We start from the raw sequence: 22,589 nt of genomic DNA, 5'->3' as shown, positions 1-22,589 counted from the left end.
TCTCGAAACGGGGGGCGCAACATTAGCCGAAAGCCGGCCCCGTTTAAAGCGTCAGAGCAAGGGTTTTATCGCTGGCCAGGCATTTTCCAGCAAGCGCTGCTGGGCCCCCTGCGCCGGATGGATGCCATCGGCCTGCATCATCTCTGGCACACCCCCTACGCCCTCGAGGAAAAACGGCACCAGCGCCACCTGTTTCTCCGCTGCCAGCTGTTCATACACCTTGGCGAACGCCGTGGTGTAGCGCACTCCGTAATTGGGCGGCAGACGCATGCCCAGGAGCACGACCTTGGCCCCGGACTCGCGTGACCGCTCGATCATCGAGGCAAGATTTTGTTGCAATTGCTCTGGCGGCTGCCCGCGCAGGCCATCGTTGCCGCCCAATTCCAGCACCACCAAGCTAGGCTTGTGCGCTGCAAGCAGCGCCGGCAGCCGCGCCTGGCCCCCTGCACTGGTGTCGCCGCTGATCGAGGCATTGACCACGCGATCATCGAAACCTTCGTCCTTGAGCCGGGTCTGCAACAAAGAGACCCACCCTTGGCGGGTATCCAGGCCAAAACCGGCACTGATACTATCGCCGACAACCAGCAATGTTCCCGCCGCGGCGCTCTGGGCCAGGCAATACAGGGCCAGACCGGCACTCAACCACCATACTCGCATTGGATTCTCCATGGGCCCTAGCATTCTCGTTGCGCAGAACCTTAGCAAAGTGGTCCCCAGTGCGGAAGGTGACCTGACCATCCTGCACGCACTCTCCCTCGACCTCGCCCAAGGTGACAGCCTGGCCATCGTCGGCGCCTCCGGTTCGGGCAAGTCGACCCTGCTCGGGCTGCTCGCCGGCCTCGATCGCCCCAGCGCCGGCAAGGTCATCCTCGCCGGGCACGACCTCGGGCCGCTGGACGAAGACCAGCGCGCCCGGGTACGCGCCGAGCACGTCGGTTTCGTCTTCCAGTCGTTCCAGCTGCTCGACAGCCTCAATGCCCTGGAGAACGTCATGCTGCCACTGGAACTGGACGGCCGCCGAGATGCTCGCGAACAGGCCCGCACCCTGCTCGAACGTGTCGGCCTGGGCAAGCGCCTGACCCACACGCCACGCCAGTTGTCCGGTGGCGAACAGCAGCGGGTGGCCATTGCCCGGGCCTTCGCCGCCCAGCCTGCGGTGCTGTTCGCCGACGAACCCACCGGCAACCTCGACAGCCACACTGGCGAGCGTATCAGCGACCTGCTGTTCGACCTGAACAAGGAACGCGGCACCACTCTGGTTCTGGTTACCCATGACGAACGCCTGGCCAGCCGCTGCCGGCGCCTGATACGACTGGAAGCAGGCCGCCTGGTGGCGCCGGTGGAGGCCTGATGAAGCACATGCCGCTTTCCCGCTTGTGCGGCCTGGCGCTGCGCCAGTTGTTGCGCGACATCCGCGCCAGCGAAGTGCGCGTGCTGTTCTTCGCCCTGCTCGTGGCTGTAGCCGCCAGCACCGCCATCGGCTATTTCGGTGCTCGCCTCAATGGCGCCATGCAGTTGCGCGCCAGCGAGTTCCTGGGCGCCGACCTGGTATTGCAAGGCAGTGCGCCAGCGCGTCAGGAGCAAATCGACGCCGGTACCGCCCTGGGGCTGCGCCACGCGCGGGTCGTGGAGTTCACCAGCGTGGTCGGTGGTGACGCCGGCATTCAGCTGTCGAGCATCAAAGCCGCCGATGGCGCCTACCCCCTGCGCGGCCAGGTACGCAGTGCACCGGCGCCGTATGCCACGGAAACACCTGGTGGCGGCCCGCCGCCGGGCGAGGTCTGGGTCGAGCCGCGCTTGCTCGCTGCCCTTGGCCTGAGCATTGGCGACAGCATCGATGTCGGCATGAAGACCCTGCGCATGAGCCGCGTACTGACCTACGAGCCGGACCGCGCCAACAATTTCTACAGCCTCACCCCGCGGGTGATGATGAACCTCGCCGACCTGGAGGCCACCGGGGTCATTCAGCCCGGCAGCCGGGTCAGCTACCGTGAGCTGTGGCGCGGGGATGCGCAGGCCCTGGCACAGTACCGCCAGGGGCTGGAGAAGACGCTCGCGGCCAACCAGCGCCTGCTCGACACCCGCGATGGTAACCGGCAGATCGGCGGCGCCCTGGGCAAGGCCGAGCGCTACCTGAACATGGCTAGCCTGGTGGCGGTGCTGCTGGCAGGGGTCGCCGTGGCACTGTCGGCCAGCCGCTACGCGGCCCGGCGCCTGGACGCCAGCGCACTGCTGCGCTGCCTGGGGCTGTCCCGCCATCAGGCATTGGGCCTGTACTGCCTGCAACTGGCCATGCTGGGCCTGCTGGCGGCGCTGGTGGGCGCCCTGCTCGGCTGGCTGGCGCAACTGGGCCTGTTCCGCCTGTTGCACGGCCTGCTGCCGAGCGTGGTGCCGCCTGGCGGCATCGTCCCGGCCCTGGCTGGCATCGCTACCGGGCTGGTCGCCCTGGCCGGTTTCGCCCTGCCCCCGCTCGCGGCACTGGGCAAGGTGCCACCGCTGCGTGTACTGCGCCGCGATCTGCTGCCCGTACCGCCCAGCAGCTGGCTGGTCTATGGCGCCGCCCTGTTCGCGCTGGGCCTGATCATGTGGCGCCTGAGCCTCGACCTGCTGCTGACCTTCGCCCTGCTGGCAGGCGGGTTGCTTGCCGCGCTGGTACTGGGCGGCCTGCTGCTGGTTGGGCTGCGCAGCCTGCGGCAACTGCTGGCAGGCGCCCCACTCCCCTGGCGCCTGGGCTTGGGCCAGTTGCTCCGCCACCCCATGGCTGCCGCAGGCCAGGCACTGGCGTTTGGCCTGATCCTGCTGGCCATGGCCCTGGTCGCCTTGCTGCGCGCCGAGCTGCTCGACACCTGGCAGGCTCAACTGCCCAAGGACGCCCCCAACTATTTCGCCCTGAACATCCTGCCCGACGACCGTGAGCCCTTTGCCCAGCGCCTGCACGAGGTGAACGCAGCCTCCGCGCCGCTCTATCCGGTGACGCCTGGCCGGCTGATCCAGATCAACGAGCAGCCCGTGCAACAGATCGTCAGCAAGGATTCGGCCGGCGAGCGTGCAGTTCAGCGCGACCTCAGCCTGACCTGGGCCGCCGACCTGCCGGCAGGCAATGCCTTGACCGCCGGCAATTGGTGGCGGGCGCTACCGGCTGGCGATGAAATCCCTGGCGTTTCGGTCGAGGCGGAACTTGCCGCCAGCCTGAAGGTGCAACTGGGCGACCTGTTGACCTTCGACATTGGCGGCGAACAACGCCAGGCACGGGTCAGCAGCCTGCGCAGTGTGCACTGGGACAGCTTCCAGCCGAACTTCTACATGATCTTCCAGCCGGGTACCCTCCAGGGGCTGCCGACCACCTACCTGACCAGCTTTTACCTCGCGCCGGGTCATGACCTGGATGTAGTGGCCCTGTCACGGGCCTTCCCGGCCGTGACCATCCTGCAAGTCGATGCCTTGCTGGAGCAGCTACGCAGCATCCTCGCCCAGGTTACCCTGGCGGTGGAATATGTATTGCTGTTCGTCCTGGCGGCGGGGTTGGCCGTGCTGTTCGCAGGCTTGCAGGCAACGCTGGATGAACGCATTCGCCAAGGCGCGCTGCTGCGCGCGCTGGGCGCCGCCCGGCCGTTGCTGGTGAAAGCGCGGCGTATCGAGTTCGGGCTGTTGGGTGCGGCCAGTGGTGCGTTGGCAGCGCTAGGCTGTGAGTTGATTACCTTGGTGCTGTACCGCTATGCGTTCGACCTGCAGTGGGCTCCCCATCCGTGGCTGCTGGTACTGCCACTGGCGGGGGCGCTATTGGTAGGCGGGGCTGGCGTGCTGGGGACACGGCGAGCGCTTAATGCCAGCCCGTTGGCCGTGCTTCGGGAGGGGTAGTATCTGAAGAGCTTGCTGCAAGCAGCGGCCATATCGAGATGCGGGCGTCATTTATTGAGAGTGGAGACAGAAATATCGGCCAGGCATTTAGGATAGAGAACAACGATGATTGACGCGACCAATATAAAAAAGGTCAGCTGGGGTCTACTGGGTGTATTTGTATTTTTTCTCGCCTTGGGACCTTCAAAGCTAAAGTTTTTCTGGCCTGCTTTTTTCATGATTTCCCTCGCTGCACTCGGGTGGACGCTACACCTGATTTACACGTGCGAGAAATTCACGACCTATATTCTGTCACTCGTACTCACTACGACCGGGATATTCTCATTGTTATCCTGCAACTTGGCCTATCATGCTGCCACAAGGTTCTGGATCGGGGCCGATGGCGCTGCCTTCCAGATCGCACTGGCCCCAATGGCAATCACAGCATTGACATACCTAGTCTTGGTTAACGGAAAACCGTCATTTCACCCTTTCGAGCATGACGGGATCAAAGTCCAGCCTCGCCCACAAAGAAAGCAGAAACCGTCGACAGTATACAGTCCTCTGTTCGTGGCTGGGGTGACCACCTTGGCGGCAAGTGCTTTTACCAAAGAAATCGGGATTCTTACCTCCGAACTGGTCGCCTCATTCGGACTGCTGGCTTGCTCCATGACTCTATTATTTTATGCACGCCACATAATCAGGGGAGTACGCAGCCTTCGCAACCAAGAGAAAACCATGCCCAAACCGTACACATTCATGCACATCGAAGGAATTCGTAAAGCCCGAAGCCATTGGTGGATGAGCAGGTTGTTTAAGTGGATTGCTTCATGGCGCGCATCCCCAGGCGCATGATTTCTCGTGATTACTGCGAGCAGGCAATTCAAGGCTGATACAGAAAAGCGATGGCTTCGGATAAATTACCCACCTTGGACCAGGTACCTGGCACTGACTAGATAACAGGCGAAATATGGCAACTAATCTTATCACCGAAGCTGGCTATCAATCCTTGAAGGATGAATTGGATTGGCTTTGGCGCGAAGAGCGACCTGAGATTACTAGAAAGGTAACCTGGGCGGCATCTTTGGGCGACCGAAGTGAAAATGCGGACTACCAGTACAATAAGAAACGACTGAGGGAAATAGATCGCCGGGTAAGATACCTCCGAAAACGGATCGAAGATCTTCGCGTTGTTCCTTACTCACCTACCCAAGAAGGCAAGATATTTTTTGGGGCTTGGATAACCATTATCAACGAAAATGACGAGACTAAAATATTTCGCATTGTCGGCGGCGATGAGATTTATGACAGAAAGGATTTCATCTCCATCGATTCACCGATGGCTCGAGCATGCATTGGCAAAAGTGTAGGGGATGAGATTTTGGTACACACTCCCACGGGCGTTGCTTACTGGGAGGTTACCCATATTGAGTACAAAGAGGCGGAGGCTAGTCCCCGGTTTATCAAGCCCTGACGACGCCGCCAAGATCAGCCAACCCTGCGTGAAGAGCCAGGATGCAGTGTTGGCTGTGCCACAGAAGGACTCGCTGACTAAGCACAGATGCTCAAAGGCTAGATGCAGCACGTACCTCAGCGTCGGGTAATCAGGCCCTGGCGTGCGATGCGGGTGAGATGGCCAATCACTTCGGCAGCGTGCTGTGCGGCAGGTGCCTGGATCACCGCCAGATCGAAGCGGTCGTTGCCGAACTGCTCCAGCCGGCACGCGGTTTCGGCAAACTGGATGAGGAAGGCGCGGGCCTGGCCTTTGCGACGGGACAAGCCTTCAAGATGACGCAAAAGCGTAGGCTGATGCTGGCCACCGAGCAGGATGCGCGGTGTGCGGGTAGCCTGGCTGGCAGGCAGTGGGCTCAAGCAGACACTGGTACGTGGGCAACTCATGGAGTATTTCTCCGCCTCGCAAATCCCGCTGGGCAGCGGTGGGAGGCGTCACCGAACCAGCGCTTTAGCGGTATTTCGGATGACCCGGGGCTGGGCTTTCCTGCGCCCCGCAAGTAGCTGTTTAAATCGGCGCAGGCGGTATGCTAGAGCTACAAGCGGCAAGCTGCAAGCCCCAAGCTGAAAGTCATCAACTCAAGGCCTGCAGCATGAGGCTTCAGCGGGCGATCAAGCGGTCCAGAGAGAAACGACCAGCGCCTTCGATCAGTACCGCGACGGTACCCGCCAGCAACGCCAGGGCGAACTCATAGCCATTGTTGGACATGAACAGGCCGTTGCCGATGTGTACCGAAAAGATTGCCACCACCAGCGTCACTGTCAGTGCCAGCGCCGCCGGGCGAGCCAGCAGGCCGATCACCAGGGCCAGGCCGCCGAAGAACTCGGCGCTGCCGGACAGCAGGGCCATCAGGTAGCCGGGGGCCAGGCCGATGCTCTCCATCCACTGGCCAGTGCCCTCCAACCCGTAGCCACCGAACAGGCCGAAGAGTTTCTGTGCGCCGTGCGCCATGAAGATGATGCCGACCAGGATGCGAACCACGCTCAAGCCCAGGCCAGCGCGAGTGGAAAGCAGTTTGATGATTGCGTTGTTCATTGGGTGACTTCCTTGAAAGCTGCGATGTTGTGTTGGGATGGGCGCCATAATAATCGACCCAACAGATATTAAAATCGCAAAAAACCCAACATATAAATCGAATGGATCGATAGCTCAGCGTTTGCCGCTTCGCTCCAACGCTGCACGGTCACGGTTGAACGCCAGGAAGTACTTGTTCACGCTATTGACGAAGTTGACTGGCCCCATGCCCACCTGCTCCATCGCAACCCGTTCGGTCTGGAAGAACCATTGATTGCCATTGAGCCCACGCTTGCGGGCCTCGACACGCATGGCCTGGACCCGCTCGGGCCCAAGGTTGTAGGCGGCCAGCACGAAGGCCATGCGCTCACGCTCGTTGATCTTCGGGCTGGCGAAGAACTTGCGGCGAATCAACGCCAGGTAACGGGCACTGGCCTGGACATTGCCATCAACCGTTGCGGTATTGCTGACCCCGACCCGTTGCGCTGCGGCAGGGGTGATCTGCATCAGGCCATGCGCCCCGCCACTGCCGCGCGCCGCCGGGTTGAGGGTCGATTCCTTGAAGGCCAACGCAGCCAGGTTCAGCCAGTCGATCTGTTGCGCCTGGCCATGCTTCTGCAGCACCGCCCGGACTGACGCAAGGCGTTGACGGTCCTTGCGTGCGAGCGGGTTGTGCACGCGGTACTGGCGTCGATAGATGCGTTCGAAGGCCGCATCCTGGTTCTCGGGCGCCCGGTAGCCCTGCAGGAAGCGATCGACCGTAGCCTGCAGCAGCGTCGCATCGCGCCGCACATACCAGCGCATGGCTTGTGGCGGGCCCAGTTGCAGCCGGCTATGCAGGCGCAGGCGCGGCATTACCCGGGCCCAGCGCAGCGCGATCGGCCGCTCGACCACGGTCAGGTGATAGATGCCGGCCTGGACCATCTCCAGCACGTCCTCCACCGCCAGTGTCGAGTCGACCCATTCGATCTTGACCGGTGGGCGCTTGCGCAGCGCCAGGCGCTGGTTGATCTGCTGGATCAGCGCACCGGCGGCGCTGGCACTGGTCAACGCCACAGTGCGCCCGGACAACTGCTCGACACGGGTGAAACTGCGCTCGCCCTTGCGCCCTACCAACCACAACGGCACCTGGTCCAGGACCGGGGCGCTGCTGTTCACGCCGCCAACCAGGCTCGGGTCGAGCAACTCGCCCGGGGCGGCCAGGTCGCCTTCGCCGCGCTGCAGCGCCCCGAGCAGTTGCTCTTTGGCTCTGGGGATGAGTTTGAGCCGTACCTGTTGTCCGTCGCTGGCCCGGGCGTTGAGGTAATGCTCAAGCGCCCGCAAGCGGTAGTACTCGATACCGACGGGCTCGCCCTTGACCTCACCGGAGCTGTTGCGGCTTTGGTTGACCAGTACCCGCAGCACCTTGCTAGCGCGGATCTGTTCAAGGTCACGGGCCTTGTTCACCGGCACGGTGTGCTGCGGCCCCGGCAGGCGTGCGTAAGCCGGACCGACGAGCATCAGGCCAAGCGTCAGCAGCAGGGTGAGCAGGGATCGCAGCATGCGAAAACGTGTCCGAAGTCGGTGGGCAGCATCCATGTGTACGAGCCGCTCGTGATAAATGACGGTAAAAGACCCTGGCAAACGCCTGAAGTTCTTGGTTTTTCCGAAAATCACGCATTTTGCTATGCTGGCCGTCCCGCGGCACGAGGTAGCACCATGCAACTGATCGATATCGGCGTCAACCTGACCAATAGCAGTTTCCACGACCAGCAGGCCGCCATCGTCGAGCGCGCCATCGAAGCCGGCGTTGGGCAGATGATCCTTACCGGCACCAGCCTTGCGGTCAGCGAGCAGGCGCTTGAACTGTGCCAGCAACTGGACCCCGCCAGCGAGCACCTGTTCGCCACCGCCGGCGTACACCCGCACGACGCCAAAGCGTGGGATGCCAACAGCGAGCCGCGACTGCGCCAGTTGTTGCGTGAGGCGCGTGTGCGCGCCGTTGGCGAGTGCGGGCTGGATTTCAACCGCGACTTCTCCCCTCGCCCACTTCAGGAAAAAGCCCTGGAAGCTCAGTTGGCGCTGGCCGCCGAGTTGCGCTTGCCGGTGTTCCTGCATGAGCGTGATGCGAGTGAGCGTTTGCTGGCGATTGTGAAGAACTACCGTGACCACCTGCCTGCCGTCGTAGTGCATTGTTTCACCGGCGAGCGCGACGCGCTGTTCGCCTACCTGGACATGGACCTGCACATCGGCATCACCGGCTGGATCTGTGACGAACGCCGCGGTACGCACTTGCACCCGCTGGTGGGCAACATTCCCCGGGGGCGCCTGATGCTGGAAAGTGATGCCCCGTATCTGCTGCCGCGCAGCCTGCGACCGAAACCCAAGAGCGGGCGCAACGAGCCGGCGTTTTTGCCAGAAGTGCTGCGGGAGGTGGCGTTACACCGGGGCGAACCTGTCGAAGAGACCGCAGCGCACACCACTGCAACGGCTCGGGCATTTTTCCAGCTGGCCTGATCGGGCATAAACGGTTTGTTGATACACGTCAAAACCTCCCAGGCGTGAGCGGGCACAATGATGGCACCTTGCCAATAATGTTTCCGCTCAACTCAGAGAAGACCTACCCATGGGTGCCTGGCTTAGCAATATTTCCCTGAAGTACAAATTCTGGGCCGTCAACGCAGTGGCCTTTGTCACCACCTTGATGCTGGTGCTGTTTGCCGTGTATCTGGAGCAGCGAGCCCGCGCTGAAGCGGTGCAGGCCCAGACGCAGTCCCAGGCAGAGCTGCTCGCCGCATGGCCGGCAGAGCGTGCCCTGCCCCGCCAGGCCAACGTGATCACCTGGCAACCCGGCCAGACCCCGACCTTTGCCGGCCAAAGCCTGGAGCCCCTGCGCCATGCACAAGGCTGGGTAGCCCTCCCGGGCGACTGGATCCTGGGCGATAACCCACTACGCGGCGCCCAGGTACTGCGCCATGGCGACCAGCAGGTAGCGGTACTGGCCCAGGCACCGAGCGTGCGCCAGGTGTTCCTTGACCGTTTTGCCAACTACGCGGTTTGTGTGCTGATCCTGATGCTGGCAATGCTCTGCGCCTCGCAACTGTTGATTCGCTTCCTGCTGAGCCAGCTCAACACCCTCAAGGACGTCATGCTCCACGTGGAAAAAACGGGTGACCTGTCGGCCCGCGTGCCTCTGTCTTGTGGCGACGAAGTGGGCCAGATGGCCGGCGCGTTCAACGCCATGCAGTCGACCTACCACCGTGTGGTCAGCACCGTGGCACGCACCGCCGCGCAACTCGATTCGGGCGCCGCACGCCTGGCCTCGAGCATGAACGAGGTGCGCCACGGCATGCTCGGCCAGCAGAGCGAGACCGACCAGGCAGCTACCGCGATCAACGAGATGTCAGCCACCGTGCATCATATCGCCCAACATGCCGGCGCCACGCGCGACCTGTCGCAGACCGCCGACGTCCTTGCCGGCAGCGGCAAGCATGTCGTCGACCGCGTGCAGGACTCGATTGCAGGGCTGTCCAGCGGCGTGCAGCAGACCGCCGAGATGATCCGCCAACTGGCCGAGGACAGCCAAAAGATCAATGGCGTGGTCAACGTCATCCACAGCATCGCCGAACAGACCAACCTGCTGGCGCTGAACGCCGCCATCGAAGCAGCGCGTGCCGGCGACCTGGGCCGTGGCTTTGCGGTGGTCGCCGATGAAGTGCGCAGCCTGGCCAAACGCGTGCAAACCTCCACCGACGAAATCACCGGCATGGTTGCCGACCTGCAAGCCGGTACCCGGGATGCGGTGGAGTTCATGCAGGAAAGCTCTTACAAAGCTGACGACTGCGTGCGCCAGGCCCAGGAAGCCGGCGCAGCGCTGGCCGAAATCACCGGCGCGGTGGCGCAGATGCGCGAGAGCAACACCCAGATCGCCGTCGCCGCCGAACAGCAAAGCCAGGTGGCCGAAGAAATGAACCGGGCGGTAGTCAGCATCCGCGACGTTACCGAGGAAACCGTACAGCAGACTGTCGATTCGGCCACCACCAGCAGCGAGCTGGCGACCCTGGCCGGCGAGCTGAACAAGGCCATCGGCCAACTCAAACTATAATCACCATAGCCAGCCTCGATTGGCTGTGACCACTGGGCCGCACTAAGCTTTGGGCATGACCGTGAGGACCTGCCCATGAGCAAACGACTGCCCAACTTGCCCGCCTGGCAATGGCGCGGCTATCACCACAACCACCGCCACCCGACCAACCTGGTGCTGCACCTGATTGCCGTGCCGCTGTTCATCCTCGGTGCTTTGCTCGTGCTGTCCGGCTTGTTCGCTCTGGACCTTGGCCAGATCGCTGTCGGCATCATCGCCCTGATCGCCGGCCTGGGCCTGCAGCGCCACGGCCACCGCCTGGAGGCCGAGCAGCCAGAACCCTTCGCCAACCGCAAGGACGCCCTGCAGCGCCTGCTGACCGAGCAATTCATCACCTTCCCGCGCTTTGTGCTCAGCGGTGCCTGGTGGCGGGCCTGGCGCGAACGGCACAGACATCGGCGTTGACGCTCAGGCGAACACCGTGACCGTCTGGCGGCTCAAGGCCAGCAACTCGCCTTCAGCCGTCCACAGGGCAGCTGCGGCATGCCCGTATCCATCGCGGGCGTGTTCGGTCTCGACGCAGTAGCGGCACCAGTCCAACGTCGACAGGCTGGCAACCGGCTGGATGAATTCGATGGTCCAGGTCAGCGTGCTGCCTGCTGCGGGCTGCTTCAGGTATGGCATGAGGCTTGGTGGCCAGGCATCGACAAGCGCCAACAGGTGGGCCTCGTTGACCTGCTCCTGGGCAACATCCCGCAAGCGCACCCAACCGCCCATGTGGCGTGACTGATTACCGCTGAACGGCAGTCCGCCAATTGCCCAGCGCAGGGCAACATGGCGCATGAACTCTGGTGTGACACCTTTGATGTAAGGAAGCTCCGGAGCGGCTTGCTCGAGTGCCTTCATCTCCATGGCCGGCTCGGCAGGCACCTTCACCACCGATGGCCGCGCGGCGCCGAAGTTGCCCTGGACCAAGGTCACCACCTGGCCATCCTGAATGGCTCGACCCAGCACGGTGCTGACCGCTTTGCCCTCGCGCAGCACTTCGACTTCGAAACGGGTCGCAACGTCGGGCGCGGCGGGGGCGACGAAACTGACGGCCAGCGACCGCACCGGGCGGCTATCGGCGAGCTTCAGGCGCATGGCCTCATACACCATGGCAGCCATCAGGCCACCGAATACGGCACGCCCTTGGGCCCAGTCGGGCGGGACACTGACGCTATCGGGATGCGCTCGCACGGCGTCGAGCAGTTGGTTGAAATTCATGGGCCGGCTCCTGCAGCAGCGAAAGGTGTCAGCCAATACTAGCGAGCAACCTTGCGTCGAACAGCCCGCATATCGGTCATTTGCCGGGCTTGCGCCGCTCCAGTGCTGCCTGCAAGGCAGCCAGTGTCACATCGGACTGGCGCTCGGCGGTATCCAGCTCCCGCTCCCAATCGACCTTGCAGGGCGCGAGATCCTCATGCGATTGAGCCTGCAACAGCCATTGCAGGCGGTCATGCCAGTTACCCAAATCGCCCTGGGCTTGTTTGAGCAGGCGCTGCAACTGCTTCCCGGCATGATCGAGTTGTGGGTAGGCCTGGTCCCCATAGCGCACCCGCTTGATCAACAAGCGCAGGCGATGACGGTCGTGGGCCGGGTCCTGCAAGGCTTCGTGCAGCTTGCGCCATTGCTTGACCAGGCGTTTGTCGACGCGTTTACGCAGGCACTTGGCCAACCCTTCACGGCCCGCGGCGCGCAGAAACAGCGGAAAGGCATCGAGGATGGCCAGCACCCGGCTCAGTTGCGGGCTGGCGGCCACGCCGGCAAAGGTGGCAGCGCGCCCTTGCAGACGCCGCTGCCCCGCTTGGACAACGCCGCGCTGGATCAACTCGCCCGCCAGTACCTCGCGGTCACGTAGCGGCGTAGTCAAGGTGCCAAGGGCTCCCGCAGCGTCCTCCAGCTGCTCGACCCCCGGCAAGCCCCTCAGCGGCCGCAACAGGCTGCGCAAGCGCCTCAGGCCTATGCGCAGATCGTGCAAGGCTTCGCTGTCGGTATCGGCAGCAAGGCGCTCGCGACAAGCCAGCAGGCGCACCTGCAAGGCCACTACCTGGGCAACCACATGGTCGAGCATGCTGGACATACAGCACTCCTCGGTCAGCGCCCGGCGCGCGACTCACGAATGTAGAAACGCGCCTTTTCGGCTTTCTTGGTGCAACCCTCGAACCCTTCGAACTGCTGCTGGGTCTTGGCCCCGGTCAACAGCGACAACGCCTTGGAATAGCTGACGGTACCGGCAAAGCCTTCAGCCTTGGCCAGGTCGAGCTCCTTCCAAGCGGCATCGAGCTGCGACGCGCAGCTGTCACGGTAAGCCGTCTTGCCCGCGCAGCCGGCAAGGGCCAGGGCAATCAGAGGAAGGCAGATCCAGGCTTTCATCGGTAATACCTCGGAGGTTGAATACGGTGGCTGTTCGACGCTTGGGCACCTGAAAAGTGCCGCGCTCGGCAGGTTTTGCCTAGAGTCTACATTGAAGCACAGGCAACGCTCGGTGCATTGTAGGGCCATGGATGCAAAAGCCGGGGAAGATCATGAGCAAACGTGTAGCACTGGTGTTGGGGTCGGGGGGCGCGCGGGGTTATGCCCATATCGGCGTGATCGAAGAAATCGAACGGCGCGGCTACGAAATCGCCTGCATTGCCGGTTGCTCGATGGGCGCGGTGGTCGGGGGGATTTACGCGGCGGGCAAGCTCGATGAATACCGCAACTGGATCGAAAGCCTGGATTACCTGGACGTACTGCGTCTGGTCGATGTCAGCTTCCGCCTTGGCGCCATTCGCGGCGACAAGGTGTTTGGGCAGATCCGCAAGATCGTCGGCGAAATCAATATCGAACAATTGCGCATCCCCTACACGGCAGTGGCCACCGACCTCACCCACCAGCAGGAGATCTGGTTCCAGGAGGGCTGCCTGCACCAGGCAATGCGCGCCTCGGCGGCAATTCCAAGCCTGTTCACGCCGGTCATGCAAGGCAACCGCATGCTGGTCGACGGCGGCATCCTCAATCCGCTGCCGATCGTGCCGGTCGTGTCCAGCCACTGCGACATGATCATCGCGGTAAACCTCAACTCCACCAACCAGAAGCAGTACCAGTTGCCTGTCATCGAGCGGCCGGCAGCGTTCAGGATGCGCTTTGACGCGCTGATCAGTTCGCTGGGGGCGCGCATGCCGTTCCGACGCAAGCCCGCCGAGGAACTGATGCGCATCGAGCAGGAGATCACGGGCGAGGGTCTGGTGCCACCCAACCCCTGGCTGAGCGATACGGCCGACCCAGAAGCCCAGCAACCGGCGGCGGCGCCGCAAAGCGAGGGTGCGCCAAAATCGGCCACGGGGTCGATCATCGTCGACAACGTGGGGCCAGCGTCGCTGCTGGACCTGATCAACCAGAGCTTCGAGGTCATGCAGACGTCGTTGGCGCAATACAAGATCGCGGGGTATCCACCGGACGTGCTGATCAACGTACCCAAGCGGGTATGCCGGTTCTTCGAGTTCTACAAGGCGCCGGAACTGATTGCCTTGGGCCGGGAGATAGCGCGGGATACGCTGGATAACTACGAGGGCGAGAAGCGCTGAAGCGCCCCCGGCGCTCGCCCCGTGCCCCAGAAACGAAACAGGCCGCATCATGCGGCCTGTTTCGTTACCAGAGTGTCACTCAGTAGCGAGTGATGTCCGCACTGCCTTCCAGCTGCTTGCGGTATGCCGCAAAGTCCTGCTGGCCCGCACGCGAAGCGAGATAGCGGCGGATCTGCTGCTTCTCTTCATCGCTGGCGGCGGCACCGTCGTTGACGCCTTTGAGCTGCAACACAACCAGGCTGCCATCGGCCAGTACCACGCTGCCATAGACCGGCTTGCCCTTGGCTTGCGGCTTGGGCAGGCGGAACAGCGCCTGCAACTCGGCCGGGTCGATACCGTCCTGGCTGCGGGTGACTGCTTCGTAGGCCTTCCAGCTCTGGCCTTGCTGGGCAGCATCTGCAGCGACCGAGCCGTCACGCAGGCCGGCGATCAGTTTGTCCGCCTTGACCTTGAGCTCGGCGGTCGCCTTCTCCTTGGCCAGGTGTTCGCTGATGTTCTTGGCCACGGCTTCGAGCGGCATCTGCTCCGGCTTGCGGTGCTCCTTGACGCGCAATACCACGGTGGTTTCAGGGTCCAGCTCGATGGCGGTGCTGTTGGCAGCCTCCTCCAGCACTTCCTCGGAGAACGCGGCCTGGACCACGGCACGGTTGGCCGTGATGCCCTCACCGCCTTCACGGCCGAATGGCGCCGAAGTATGCACCTTGAGGTTCAGGTCCTGGGCGGGCTGGGCCAGGTCGGCAGCCTCGTAGGCAGCATCCTGCAGCTGCTTGCTGGCATCGACATAACGCTGCTCGACCAGCGGAGTCTTCAGGTCTCGCGTGAGCTTGTCCTTCAGGCTGGCGAAAGTCGGGACTTCCGGCGCCTGTTTACCCAGCAGCTTGATCAAGTGATAACCGAACTGGGTACGTACTGGTGCTGACACCTGGCCATCGTCGAGCTTGTACAGAGCGTCCTCGAAGGCCGGGTCATACACACCTGGGCCGGCGAAACCTAGGTCGCCACCGCTGTTGGCCGAACCCGGGTCCTGGGAGAACTCCTTGGCCAGCTTGGCGAAGTCTTCACCTTTGGCCAAGCGTTGCTCGATCTCTTCGATGCGGGCCTTGGCCTGGGCATCGGTGACCTTGTCATTGACCTCGATCAGGATGTGCGCAGCATGGCGCTGCTCGGCCAGGTTGGCGATTTCCTTCTCGTACTGGGCCTTGAGCTCGTCGTCGGTAACCTTCACCTGATCGAAGAATGCCGACTTCTTCAGCTCGACATAGTCGATGACCACTTGATCCGGCGTCATGAACTCCTTGGCATGCTGTTCATAATGAGCCTTGACCTCGTCATCGCTGACCTTGACCGCAGCCGGGTTGGCCTTGAAGGTCAACGAAGCGAAGTCGCGGGTCTGGCTTTCCAGGCGAGCGAAGGCGTCGACCTGCTGGCCGGTAACGAAGCTGCTGCCGGCAATACCCGTGCGGATCTGGCCGATCAGCATTTCTTCGGCAAGCATCTCGCGGAACTGCAGACGGCCATAGCCCATCTGGCGGATGACCTGGTCGAAACGGTCGGCGTTGAACTTGCCATCGACCTGGAATTCCGGCGTCTGCAGGATCACTTGATCCAGCGCGGCCTCACTGAAGGCGAACTTGGCATCTTCGGCACCCTGCAACAGCAGCTTGCGTTCGATCAGCCCTTTGAGCGCAGCATCGCGCAGCAATTTCTCATCCAGCAGAGCCGGGTCGAAATCCTTGCCCAGCTGTTGCATCAGCTGGCGGCGCTGCATGTCGGCCGCTTGGCTCAGCTCGTTCTGGCTGATGGTCTGGCCGTTCACCTTGGCGGCGTCCTGGCTATGGCTGGCGGCCTGGAAAATGGCTTCGAAGCCCGTCAACGCCATCAACACAACGATGAGGCCGATGATGGTCTTGGCAATCCAACCTTGTGAATTGTCCCTGATATTTTGCAGCATGCGTCCCCCAGAAACGGCTGTACCACTGCGTCGACAACCGCGGAGCGTGGGTAGAATCCTGATAAAAGAAAGGCGCATCCGAGGATGCGCCTTTTCTTAGCAAACGTGTCAGGCGGGAACGTTTGCGACCCGCCTTCAGCGTGCTCGAACCTGGCAAGGCCCGGTCCGGCTGAAAGAGACGACTTAGTTGACGGCGTCTTTCAGGCCTTTGCCAGCCTTGAAGCCTGGAACCTTGGCAGCAGCGATCTTGATGGTCTTGCCAGTTTGCGGGTTACGGCCATCGCGCTCAGCGCGCTCTTTGACCGAGAAGGTACCGAAGCCAACCAGAACGACGTCGTCGCCTGCTTTCAGGGCACCAGTCACGGAGTCAATTACTGCATCCAGCGCGCGGCCGGCTACAGCTTTCGGGATGTCAGCAGATGCGGCGATAGCGTCAATCAGTTCCGACTTGTTCACTCTAAGTCCCCTTATTTCTCTATTGAGTTTGTTTCTAAGTATGTAATGAAAAGCTTCTGAAACGAATGCTGGGTGGCCTGGTGACAATAGCGTGCCGCTTTATAGCAAGGCCCCGAAAATACTGTCAAGGAAAGCCCCCCAGCCAAAAACTACTAATGCGTGCTGATACGTTCCTTAGCATCGCCGTCGCGCTTTTCATCTTTCGCGACAATCTCAGGAGCCACATCTGGCAAGGGCTCCGGGGCGTATTGCAGCGCAATTTGCAGGACTTCGTCAATCCATTTGACCGGTTTGATCTGCAGATCCTGTTTGATATTTTCCGGGATCTCCTTCAGATCGCGAACATTCTCCTCTGGAATGATCACCGTCTTGATCCCGCCACGGTGCGCCGCCAGGAGTTTTTCCTTCAGCCCGCCAATGGCCAATACCTGCCCACGCAAGGTGATTTCGCCGGTCATGGCAACATCTGCACGCACCGGAATCTGCGTCAACGCCGACACCAGCGCGGTGCACATGCCGATACCGGCGCTCGGGCCATCCTTGGGCGTAGCACCCTCGGGCATGTGGATGTGCACGTCGTGCTTCTCATGGAAGTCGGCGGCAATCCCCAGGCTGCGGGCGCGGCTACGGACAACGGTTTGCGCGGCGGTGATCGACTCGACCATGACGTCGCCCAGCGAACCGGTCTTGATCAATTGCCCTTTTCCAGGGATGACCACCGACTCGATGGTCAGCAATTCGCCACCCACCTGGGTCCAGGCAAGGCCGGTAACCTGGCCTATCTGGTCCTGCTGCTCGGCCAGGCCGTAGCGGAACTTGCGCACGCCCAGCAGGTGCTCGAGCTGCTCATTGGTGACCTTGACCTTGACCTGCTTCTGGCCGGTGTGCTCCTTGACGACCTTGCGGCAGACCTTCGCAATCTGCCGCTCCAGGCCACGTACACCGGCTTCACGGGTGTAGTAACGGATGATGTCACGGATCGCCGAGGTGTCGATCTCGAGCTCTTCCTTCTTCAAACCGTTGGCCTTGACCTGCTTGGGCGTCAGGTATTTGACCGCGATGTTGATCTTTTCGTCCTCGGTGTAACCCGGCAGGCGAATGACTTCCATGCGGTCCAGCAGCGCCGGCGGGATGTTCATCGAGTTCGAGGTGCAGAGGAACATCACATCCGAGAGGTCGTAATCCACCTCCAGGTAGTGGTCGTTGAAGTTGTGGTTCTGCTCGGGGTCGAGCACTTCCAGCAGCGCCGAGGCCGGGTCGCCACGCATGTCGCTGCCCATCTTGTCGATCTCGTCGAGCAGGAACAGCGGGTTGCGCACCCCCACCTTGGTCATTTTCTGGATCAGGCGGCCGGGCATCGAACCGATGTATGTCCGACGGTGACCGCGGATCTCGGCCTCGTCACGCACGCCGCCCAGGGCCATGCGCACGAACTTGCGGTTGGTGGCGGCGGCGATCGACTCGGCCAGCGAGGTCTTGCCCACGCCTGGTGGGCCGACCAGGCACAGTACCGGGCCGCGAATTTTCTTCACGCGCTTCTGCACGGCGAGGTATTCGAGGATGCGTTCCTTGACCTCTTCAAGGCCATAGTGGTCCGCGTCGAGAATTTCCTCGGCCTTGGACAGATCCAGGCGCACCTTGCTCTGGGCCTTCCACGGCACCTGCACGAGCCAGTCGAGGTAGGTGCGCACCACGGTGGCTTCGGCAGACATCGGCGACATCTGCTTGAGCTTGTTCAGCTCGGCCTGGGCCTTGGCCAGGGCGTCTTTGGGCAGGCCGGCAGCTTCAATGCGTTTTTTCAGCTCTTCGACTTCGTTGTGGCCTTCGTCGCCATCGCCGAGCTCCTTCTGAATGGCCTTCATCTGCTCATTCAGGTAGTACTCGCGCTGGCTGCGCTCCATCTGCTTCTTGACCCGGCCACGGATACGCTTTTCGACCTGCAGCAGGTCGATTTCAGCATCCAGCATCGCCAGTACATGCTCGACACGGGTGGACAGGTCGACGATTTCGAGAATTTCCTGCTTCTGCTCGATCTTCAGCGCCATGTGCGCTGCCATGGTATCGACCAGGCGGCCAGGCTCCTCGATGCTGTTGAGCGACGACAGCACTTCGGCCGGGACTTTCTTGCCCAACTGTACGTACTGCTCGAACTGCGACAGCAGCGTGCGCACGAAGACTTCCGACTCGCGCTCGGCGGCGTCGGTTTCGTCGATCAGGGAAACTTCGGCACGGATGTGCCCTTCGACTTCGGTAAAACGCTCGACTGCACCACGCTGCTCGCCCTCGACCAGCACCTTGACGGTGCCATCAGGCAGCTTCAGCAGTTGCAGCACGGTAGCGACAGTACCGACGCGATACAGGGCGTCTTCGCCCGGATCGTCGTCAGCGGGGTTCTTCTGGGCCAGCAGAAGGATCTGCTTCTCGCCAGTCATCGCAGCCTCAAGGGCCTCGATGGACTTCTCACGCCCCACGAACAGTGGGATGACCATGTGCGGGTAAACAACGACATCGCGCAATGGCAAAAGAGGCAAGTCGAGGGTGGTCTTCATGATTTCGCCTCTACAGCGGCCTTATGGCCGGAAACCGGTGGAAATGATGCTTGGACCTAATGTGGGGGCACGCCTGGGAAATTACAAGCGCTTGCACAGGAAAAGCAGAAAGGGGCCCGCATGGGCCCCTTTCTTGCTTGCTGCCACGGCACCGACTCAGGCGTCGGGCGCGACCTTGGCTGGCGGCTCGCTGTTCTCGTAGATCAGCAGCGGCTGCGACGTGCCTTCGATGACGCTCTCGTCGATCACCACCTTGCTGACTTCCTTCTGCGAAGGAATTTCATACATGGTGTCGAGCAGCACGCCTTCGAGGATCGAACGCAGGCCGCGGGCGCCAGTCTTGCGCTCCAGGGCTTTGCGTGCGACGGCCTTGAGCGCATCACTGCGGAACTCGAGGTCAACGCTCTCCATCTCGAACAGCCTGGCGTACTGCTTGGTCAGGGCGTTCTTCGGCTCAGTGAGGATCTGCATCAGTGCAGCCTCGTCCAGCTCGTCGAGGGTTGCCAGAACCGGCAGACGGCCGACGAACTCGGGGATCAGGCCAAACTTGACCAGATCATCCGGCTCGACTTCCCGCAGCGACTCGCCAACCTTCTTGCCCTCTTCCTTGCTGCGTACTTCAGCGCCAAAACCGATGCCACCTTTGGTGGAGCGGTTCTGGATGACCTTTTCCAGGCCCGAGAAGGCGCCACCGCAGATGAACAGGATGTTGCGGGTGTCTACCTGCAGGAATTCCTGTTGCGGGTGCTTGCGCCCCCCTTGCGGCGGAACGGAGGCAACGGTGCCCTCGATCAGCTTGAGCAGTGCCTGCTGCACGCCCTCACCCGAAACGTCACGGGTGATCGACGGGTTGTCCGACTTGCGCGAAATCTTGTCGATCTCGTCGATGTAGACAATGCCCATCTGGGCCTTTTCCACGTCGTAGTCGCACTTCTGCAGCAGCTTCTGGATGATGTTCTCGACGTCCTCACCCACATAACCGGCTTCGGTCAGGGTGGTGGCGTCGGCAATGGTGAACGGTACGTTCAACAGGCGAGCCAGGGTTTCGGCGAGCAGGGTCTTGCCCGAGCCAGTAGGCCCGATCAGCAGGATGTTGCTCTTGCCGAGTTCAACCTCGTCACCTTTCTTGTCACGCTGGTTCAGGCGCTTGTAGTGGTTGTACACCGCTACCGAAAGCACCTTCTTGGCACGTTCCTGACCAATCACATACTGGTCCAGAATGCCGCTGATTTCTTTCGGCGAAGGCAATTTGTGCGCGCTGCTTTCGGCCTGGGCTTCCTGCACCTCCTCTCGGATGATGTCGTTGCACAGGTCGACGCACTCGTCGCAGATAAATACCGAGGGCCCGGCAATCAGTTTGCGCACTTCGTGCTGGCTTTTGCCGCAGAAGGAGCAATAAAGCAATTTGCCGCTGTCCTCGCCGTTACGGGTGTCAGTCATTCGATCGATCCAATCCGGTAGGCTTGCAACACAAGATGAAGGCAATTGCGGGCTTTTTCAAGTCCGCAGGTAGGCGCTTGGGGCACCTACCTGCTCTGGCACCTGGGTTCAGGAGGCCAGTTGCCGCTTGTCGTATACCGAGTCGATCAGGCCGTACTCGGCCGCGCGCGAGGCGCTCATGAAATTGTCACGCTCGGTGTCGCGCTTGATGGTCTCCAGGTCCTGGCCAGTGTGGTAGGCCAGCAGCTCGTTCAGACGCGCCTTGATGTTGAGGATTTCCTGGGCGTGGATCTCGATATCGGTCGCCTGGCCCTGGAAGCCGCCGAGCGGCTGGTGAATCATCACACGCGAGTTAGGCAGGCAGTGACGCTTGCCCTTGGCACCGGCGGCCAACAGGAAGGCCCCCATGCTGCAGGCCTGGCCGATGCAGATGGTCGAGACGTCCGGCTTGATGAACTGCATGGTGTCGTAGATCGACATGCCAGCCGTTACCGAGCCGCCTGGGGAGTTGATGTAAAGATGGATATCCTTGTCCGGGTTTTCCGCCTCAAGGAACAGCATCTGTGCCACTACCAGGTTGGCCATGTAGTCTTCTACCGGGCCGACCAGGAAGATCACTCGCTCCTTCAACAGGCGCGAGTAGATGTCATAGGCACGTTCGCCACGGGCGGACTGCTCGATAACCATCGGGACCAGGCCGCCTGCGGCTTGGATGTCAGAGCTCTGCTGAATATAAGAATTGCGGGACATGTCCTGCGCTCACTCCCAAATAGTCATGGCTTGAATACGCACAAGCCAGCGCGAAGGCTGGCTTGTGGGGGTTTCCTACGAGAGGGCCGCCTTACTCAGCTTCGGCAGGCGCCTGAGCTGGTTTTACGGCTTCTTCGTACGAGACCGATTTGTCGGTCACAGTCGCTTTCTGCAGAACAGTATCTACAACTTGCTCTTCCAGCACAACCGAACGCACCTCGTTCATCTGCTGGTCGTTTTTGTAGTACCAAGCGATGACCTGCTCAGGCTCCTGGTAAGCCGAAGCCATTTCTTCGATCATCTCGCGAACCTTGCCTTCGTCCGGCTTCAGTTCGAACTGCTTGACCACTTCAGCGACGATCAGGCCCAGCACCACACGGCGTTTGGCTTGCTCTTCGAACAGCTCGGCCGGCAGTTGTTCAGGCTTGATGTTGCCACCGAACTGCTGAACAGCCTGGACGCGCAGGCGGTTGACTTCGTTTTCCAGCAGCGCTTTCGGCACTTCGATCGGGTTGGCGGCCAGCAGACCGTCCATGACCTGGTTCTTCACCTTGGTCTTGATCGCCTGGCGCAGTTCACGCTCCATGTTCTTGCGAACTTCGGCGCGGAAGCCTTCCAGGGTCGATTCCTTGATACCGAACTGGGCGAAGAACGCTTCGTTCAGTTCTGGCAGCTGAGGTGCCGAAACGCTGTTGACGGTGATGGTGAACTCGGCAGCTTTGCCTGCCAGGTCCAGGTTCTGGTAATCCTCAGGGAAGGTCACGTTGACAACGCGCTCTTCGCCGGCCTTGGCGCCAACCAGGCCGTCTTCGAAGCCTGGGATCATGCGGCCGGAGCCCAGTACCAGCTGGGTGCCCTTGGCCGAACCACCGGCGAAGGCTTCACCGTCGATCTTGCCGACGAAGTCGATGTTGACCTGGTCGTCCTTCTCGGCAGCGCGCTCGACGGCCTCGAAACGTACGTTCTGCTTGCGCAGCACTTCCAGCATGTTGTCCAGGTCGGCGTCAGCCACTTCGGCGTTCAGACGCTCGACGCTGATCGACTCCAGGCCGGCAACGGCGAACTCTGGGAACACTTCGAAGATGGCGACGAACTCCAGGTCCTTGCCCTTTTCGAACGACTTCGGCTCTACGGCAGGCGCGCCAGCCGGGTTCAGCTTCTGCTCGACGATGGCTTCGTAGAAGGAAGCCTGGACCAGGTCACCGAAGGCCTCTTGACGGGCATCGGCTTCGAAACGCTGGCGGATCACGCTCATCGGCACTTTGCCTGGGCGGAAGCCCGCGACCTTGGCGCGCTTGGCAGTCTGCTGCAGACGCTTGTTGACTTCGTTCTCGACGCGCTCGGCCGGAACGGCGATGGTCATGCGGCGCTCGAGAGCGGAAGTGTTTTCAACAGAAACTTGCATGGA

At 61.7% G+C, this 22,589-nt stretch carries 21 protein-coding genes; 8 read left to right on the top strand and 13 right to left on the bottom strand.

Going from position 1 to position 22,589, the window contains the following annotated elements:
• Positions 1-51 precede the first annotated feature (51 nt).
• A complete protein-coding gene (locus ABRP30_RS08825) occupies positions 52-657 on the bottom strand; it encodes an arylesterase (RefSeq protein WP_241803243.1) in 606 nt (201 codons plus the stop codon).
• Between the two features lie 10 nt (positions 658-667).
• On the opposite strand from ABRP30_RS08825, the gene ABRP30_RS08820 reads away from it, so the two are divergent.
• The 4 genes from ABRP30_RS08820 (at position 668) to greB (ending at position 5,311) form a co-directional block, all read left to right on the top strand.
• Positions 668-1,351, top strand: a complete 684-nt coding sequence (locus ABRP30_RS08820; protein ID WP_012313661.1) for an ABC transporter ATP-binding protein — start codon at positions 668-670, stop codon at positions 1,349-1,351.
• Positions 1,351-3,858, top strand: coding sequence for an FtsX-like permease family protein (locus ABRP30_RS08815; RefSeq protein WP_349974533.1), 2,508 nt, complete (start codon positions 1,351-1,353; stop codon positions 3,856-3,858). Before ABRP30_RS08820 ends, ABRP30_RS08815 begins: the two co-directional genes overlap by 1 nt.
• Before the next feature lie 105 nt (positions 3,859-3,963).
• Positions 3,964-4,692 carry a hypothetical protein gene (locus tag ABRP30_RS08810; protein ID WP_349974534.1) on the top strand — a complete coding sequence of 243 codons (729 nt, stop codon included), beginning with the start codon at positions 3,964-3,966 and terminating at the stop codon, positions 4,690-4,692.
• A 115-nt stretch (positions 4,693-4,807) separates the two neighbouring features.
• On the top strand, positions 4,808-5,311 hold the full coding sequence (gene greB / locus ABRP30_RS08805; RefSeq protein ID WP_349974535.1) for a transcription elongation factor GreB: 504 nt from the start codon (positions 4,808-4,810) through the stop codon (positions 5,309-5,311).
• Positions 5,312-5,427: 116 nt separating this feature from the next.
• Here the strand turns inward: greB and ABRP30_RS08800 are convergent, their stop codons facing one another.
• From ABRP30_RS08800 to ABRP30_RS08790, 3 genes are all read right to left on the bottom strand, one after another.
• Complete coding sequence (locus tag ABRP30_RS08800) at positions 5,428-5,736, bottom strand: hypothetical protein (RefSeq protein WP_241803239.1); 309 nt, start codon at positions 5,734-5,736, stop codon at positions 5,428-5,430.
• Positions 5,737-5,950: 214 nt separating this feature from the next.
• On the bottom strand, positions 5,951-6,385 hold the full coding sequence (locus ABRP30_RS08795; RefSeq protein ID WP_241803238.1) for a DoxX family protein: 435 nt from the start codon (positions 6,383-6,385) through the stop codon (positions 5,951-5,953).
• A 114-nt stretch (positions 6,386-6,499) separates the two neighbouring features.
• Entirely contained in the window at positions 6,500-7,906 is a 1,407-nt protein-coding gene (locus ABRP30_RS08790) for a transglycosylase SLT domain-containing protein (RefSeq protein WP_349974537.1), read from the bottom strand.
• Between the two features lie 156 nt (positions 7,907-8,062).
• Between ABRP30_RS08790 and ABRP30_RS08785 the strand changes: the two genes are divergently transcribed.
• From ABRP30_RS08785 to ABRP30_RS08775, 3 genes are all read left to right on the top strand, one after another.
• Positions 8,063-8,860 carry a TatD family hydrolase gene (locus ABRP30_RS08785; protein ID WP_349974538.1) on the top strand — a complete coding sequence of 266 codons (798 nt, stop codon included), beginning with the start codon at positions 8,063-8,065 and terminating at the stop codon, positions 8,858-8,860.
• A 109-nt stretch (positions 8,861-8,969) separates the two neighbouring features.
• Positions 8,970-10,448, top strand: coding sequence for a methyl-accepting chemotaxis protein (locus ABRP30_RS08780; RefSeq protein ID WP_267822508.1), 1,479 nt, complete (start codon positions 8,970-8,972; stop codon positions 10,446-10,448).
• 75 nt (positions 10,449-10,523) lie between these two features.
• Positions 10,524-10,892 (top strand): Mpo1-like protein, encoded by a 369-nt coding sequence (locus ABRP30_RS08775; protein ID WP_241803234.1) that lies wholly within the window; start codon positions 10,524-10,526, stop codon positions 10,890-10,892.
• A gap of 3 nt (positions 10,893-10,895) precedes the next feature.
• Here the strand turns inward: ABRP30_RS08775 and ABRP30_RS08770 are convergent, their stop codons facing one another.
• The 3 genes from ABRP30_RS08770 to ABRP30_RS08760 all read right to left on the bottom strand — a co-directional run bounded on the left by ABRP30_RS08770 (position 10,896) and on the right by ABRP30_RS08760 (position 12,842).
• Positions 10,896-11,693 (bottom strand): thioesterase family protein, encoded by a 798-nt coding sequence (locus tag ABRP30_RS08770; RefSeq protein WP_349974539.1) that lies wholly within the window; start codon positions 11,691-11,693, stop codon positions 10,896-10,898.
• Between the two features lie 76 nt (positions 11,694-11,769).
• Complete coding sequence (locus tag ABRP30_RS08765) at positions 11,770-12,549, bottom strand: CHAD domain-containing protein (protein ID WP_349974540.1); 780 nt, start codon at positions 12,547-12,549, stop codon at positions 11,770-11,772.
• A gap of 14 nt (positions 12,550-12,563) precedes the next feature.
• Complete coding sequence (locus tag ABRP30_RS08760) at positions 12,564-12,842, bottom strand: hypothetical protein (RefSeq protein ID WP_039602373.1); 279 nt, start codon at positions 12,840-12,842, stop codon at positions 12,564-12,566.
• Between the two features lie 152 nt (positions 12,843-12,994).
• Between ABRP30_RS08760 and ABRP30_RS08755 the strand changes: the two genes are divergently transcribed.
• On the top strand, positions 12,995-14,035 hold the full coding sequence (locus ABRP30_RS08755) for a patatin-like phospholipase family protein (protein WP_267822503.1): 1,041 nt from the start codon (positions 12,995-12,997) through the stop codon (positions 14,033-14,035).
• Between the two features lie 79 nt (positions 14,036-14,114).
• On the opposite strand, the gene ABRP30_RS08750 is transcribed toward ABRP30_RS08755, so the two are convergent.
• From ABRP30_RS08750 to tig, 6 genes are all read right to left on the bottom strand, one after another.
• The gene (locus ABRP30_RS08750) at positions 14,115-15,986 is read right to left on the bottom strand and encodes a SurA N-terminal domain-containing protein (protein ID WP_349974541.1); all 1,872 of its coding nucleotides are present in this window, start codon (positions 15,984-15,986) and stop codon (positions 14,115-14,117) included.
• 183 nt (positions 15,987-16,169) lie between these two features.
• A complete protein-coding gene (locus tag ABRP30_RS08745) occupies positions 16,170-16,442 on the bottom strand; it encodes an HU family DNA-binding protein (protein WP_012313647.1) in 273 nt (90 codons plus the stop codon).
• A gap of 152 nt (positions 16,443-16,594) precedes the next feature.
• Positions 16,595-18,991, bottom strand: coding sequence for an endopeptidase La (gene lon, locus ABRP30_RS08740; protein WP_267822499.1), 2,397 nt, complete (start codon positions 18,989-18,991; stop codon positions 16,595-16,597).
• Between the two features lie 156 nt (positions 18,992-19,147).
• Positions 19,148-20,431, bottom strand: coding sequence for an ATP-dependent Clp protease ATP-binding subunit ClpX (gene clpX / locus ABRP30_RS08735; RefSeq protein ID WP_241803227.1), 1,284 nt, complete (start codon positions 20,429-20,431; stop codon positions 19,148-19,150).
• Between the two features lie 108 nt (positions 20,432-20,539).
• Positions 20,540-21,181, bottom strand: coding sequence for an ATP-dependent Clp endopeptidase proteolytic subunit ClpP (gene clpP, locus ABRP30_RS08730; RefSeq protein ID WP_009683825.1), 642 nt, complete (start codon positions 21,179-21,181; stop codon positions 20,540-20,542).
• A gap of 91 nt (positions 21,182-21,272) precedes the next feature.
• Positions 21,273-22,586: a trigger factor gene (gene tig / locus ABRP30_RS08725; protein ID WP_349974543.1), complete on the bottom strand. Its 1,314-nt coding sequence runs from the start codon at positions 22,584-22,586 to the stop codon at positions 21,273-21,275.
• Positions 22,587-22,589 lie beyond the last annotated feature (3 nt).

The sequence above is a fragment of the Pseudomonas sp. WHRI 8519 genome, assembly GCF_040224055.2.
Classification (GTDB): Bacteria; Pseudomonadota; Gammaproteobacteria; order Pseudomonadales; family Pseudomonadaceae; genus Aquipseudomonas; species Aquipseudomonas putida_X.
The sequence above is the reverse complement of the archived record's forward strand: the minus strand, read 5'-3'. Positions and strand labels throughout refer to the sequence as shown.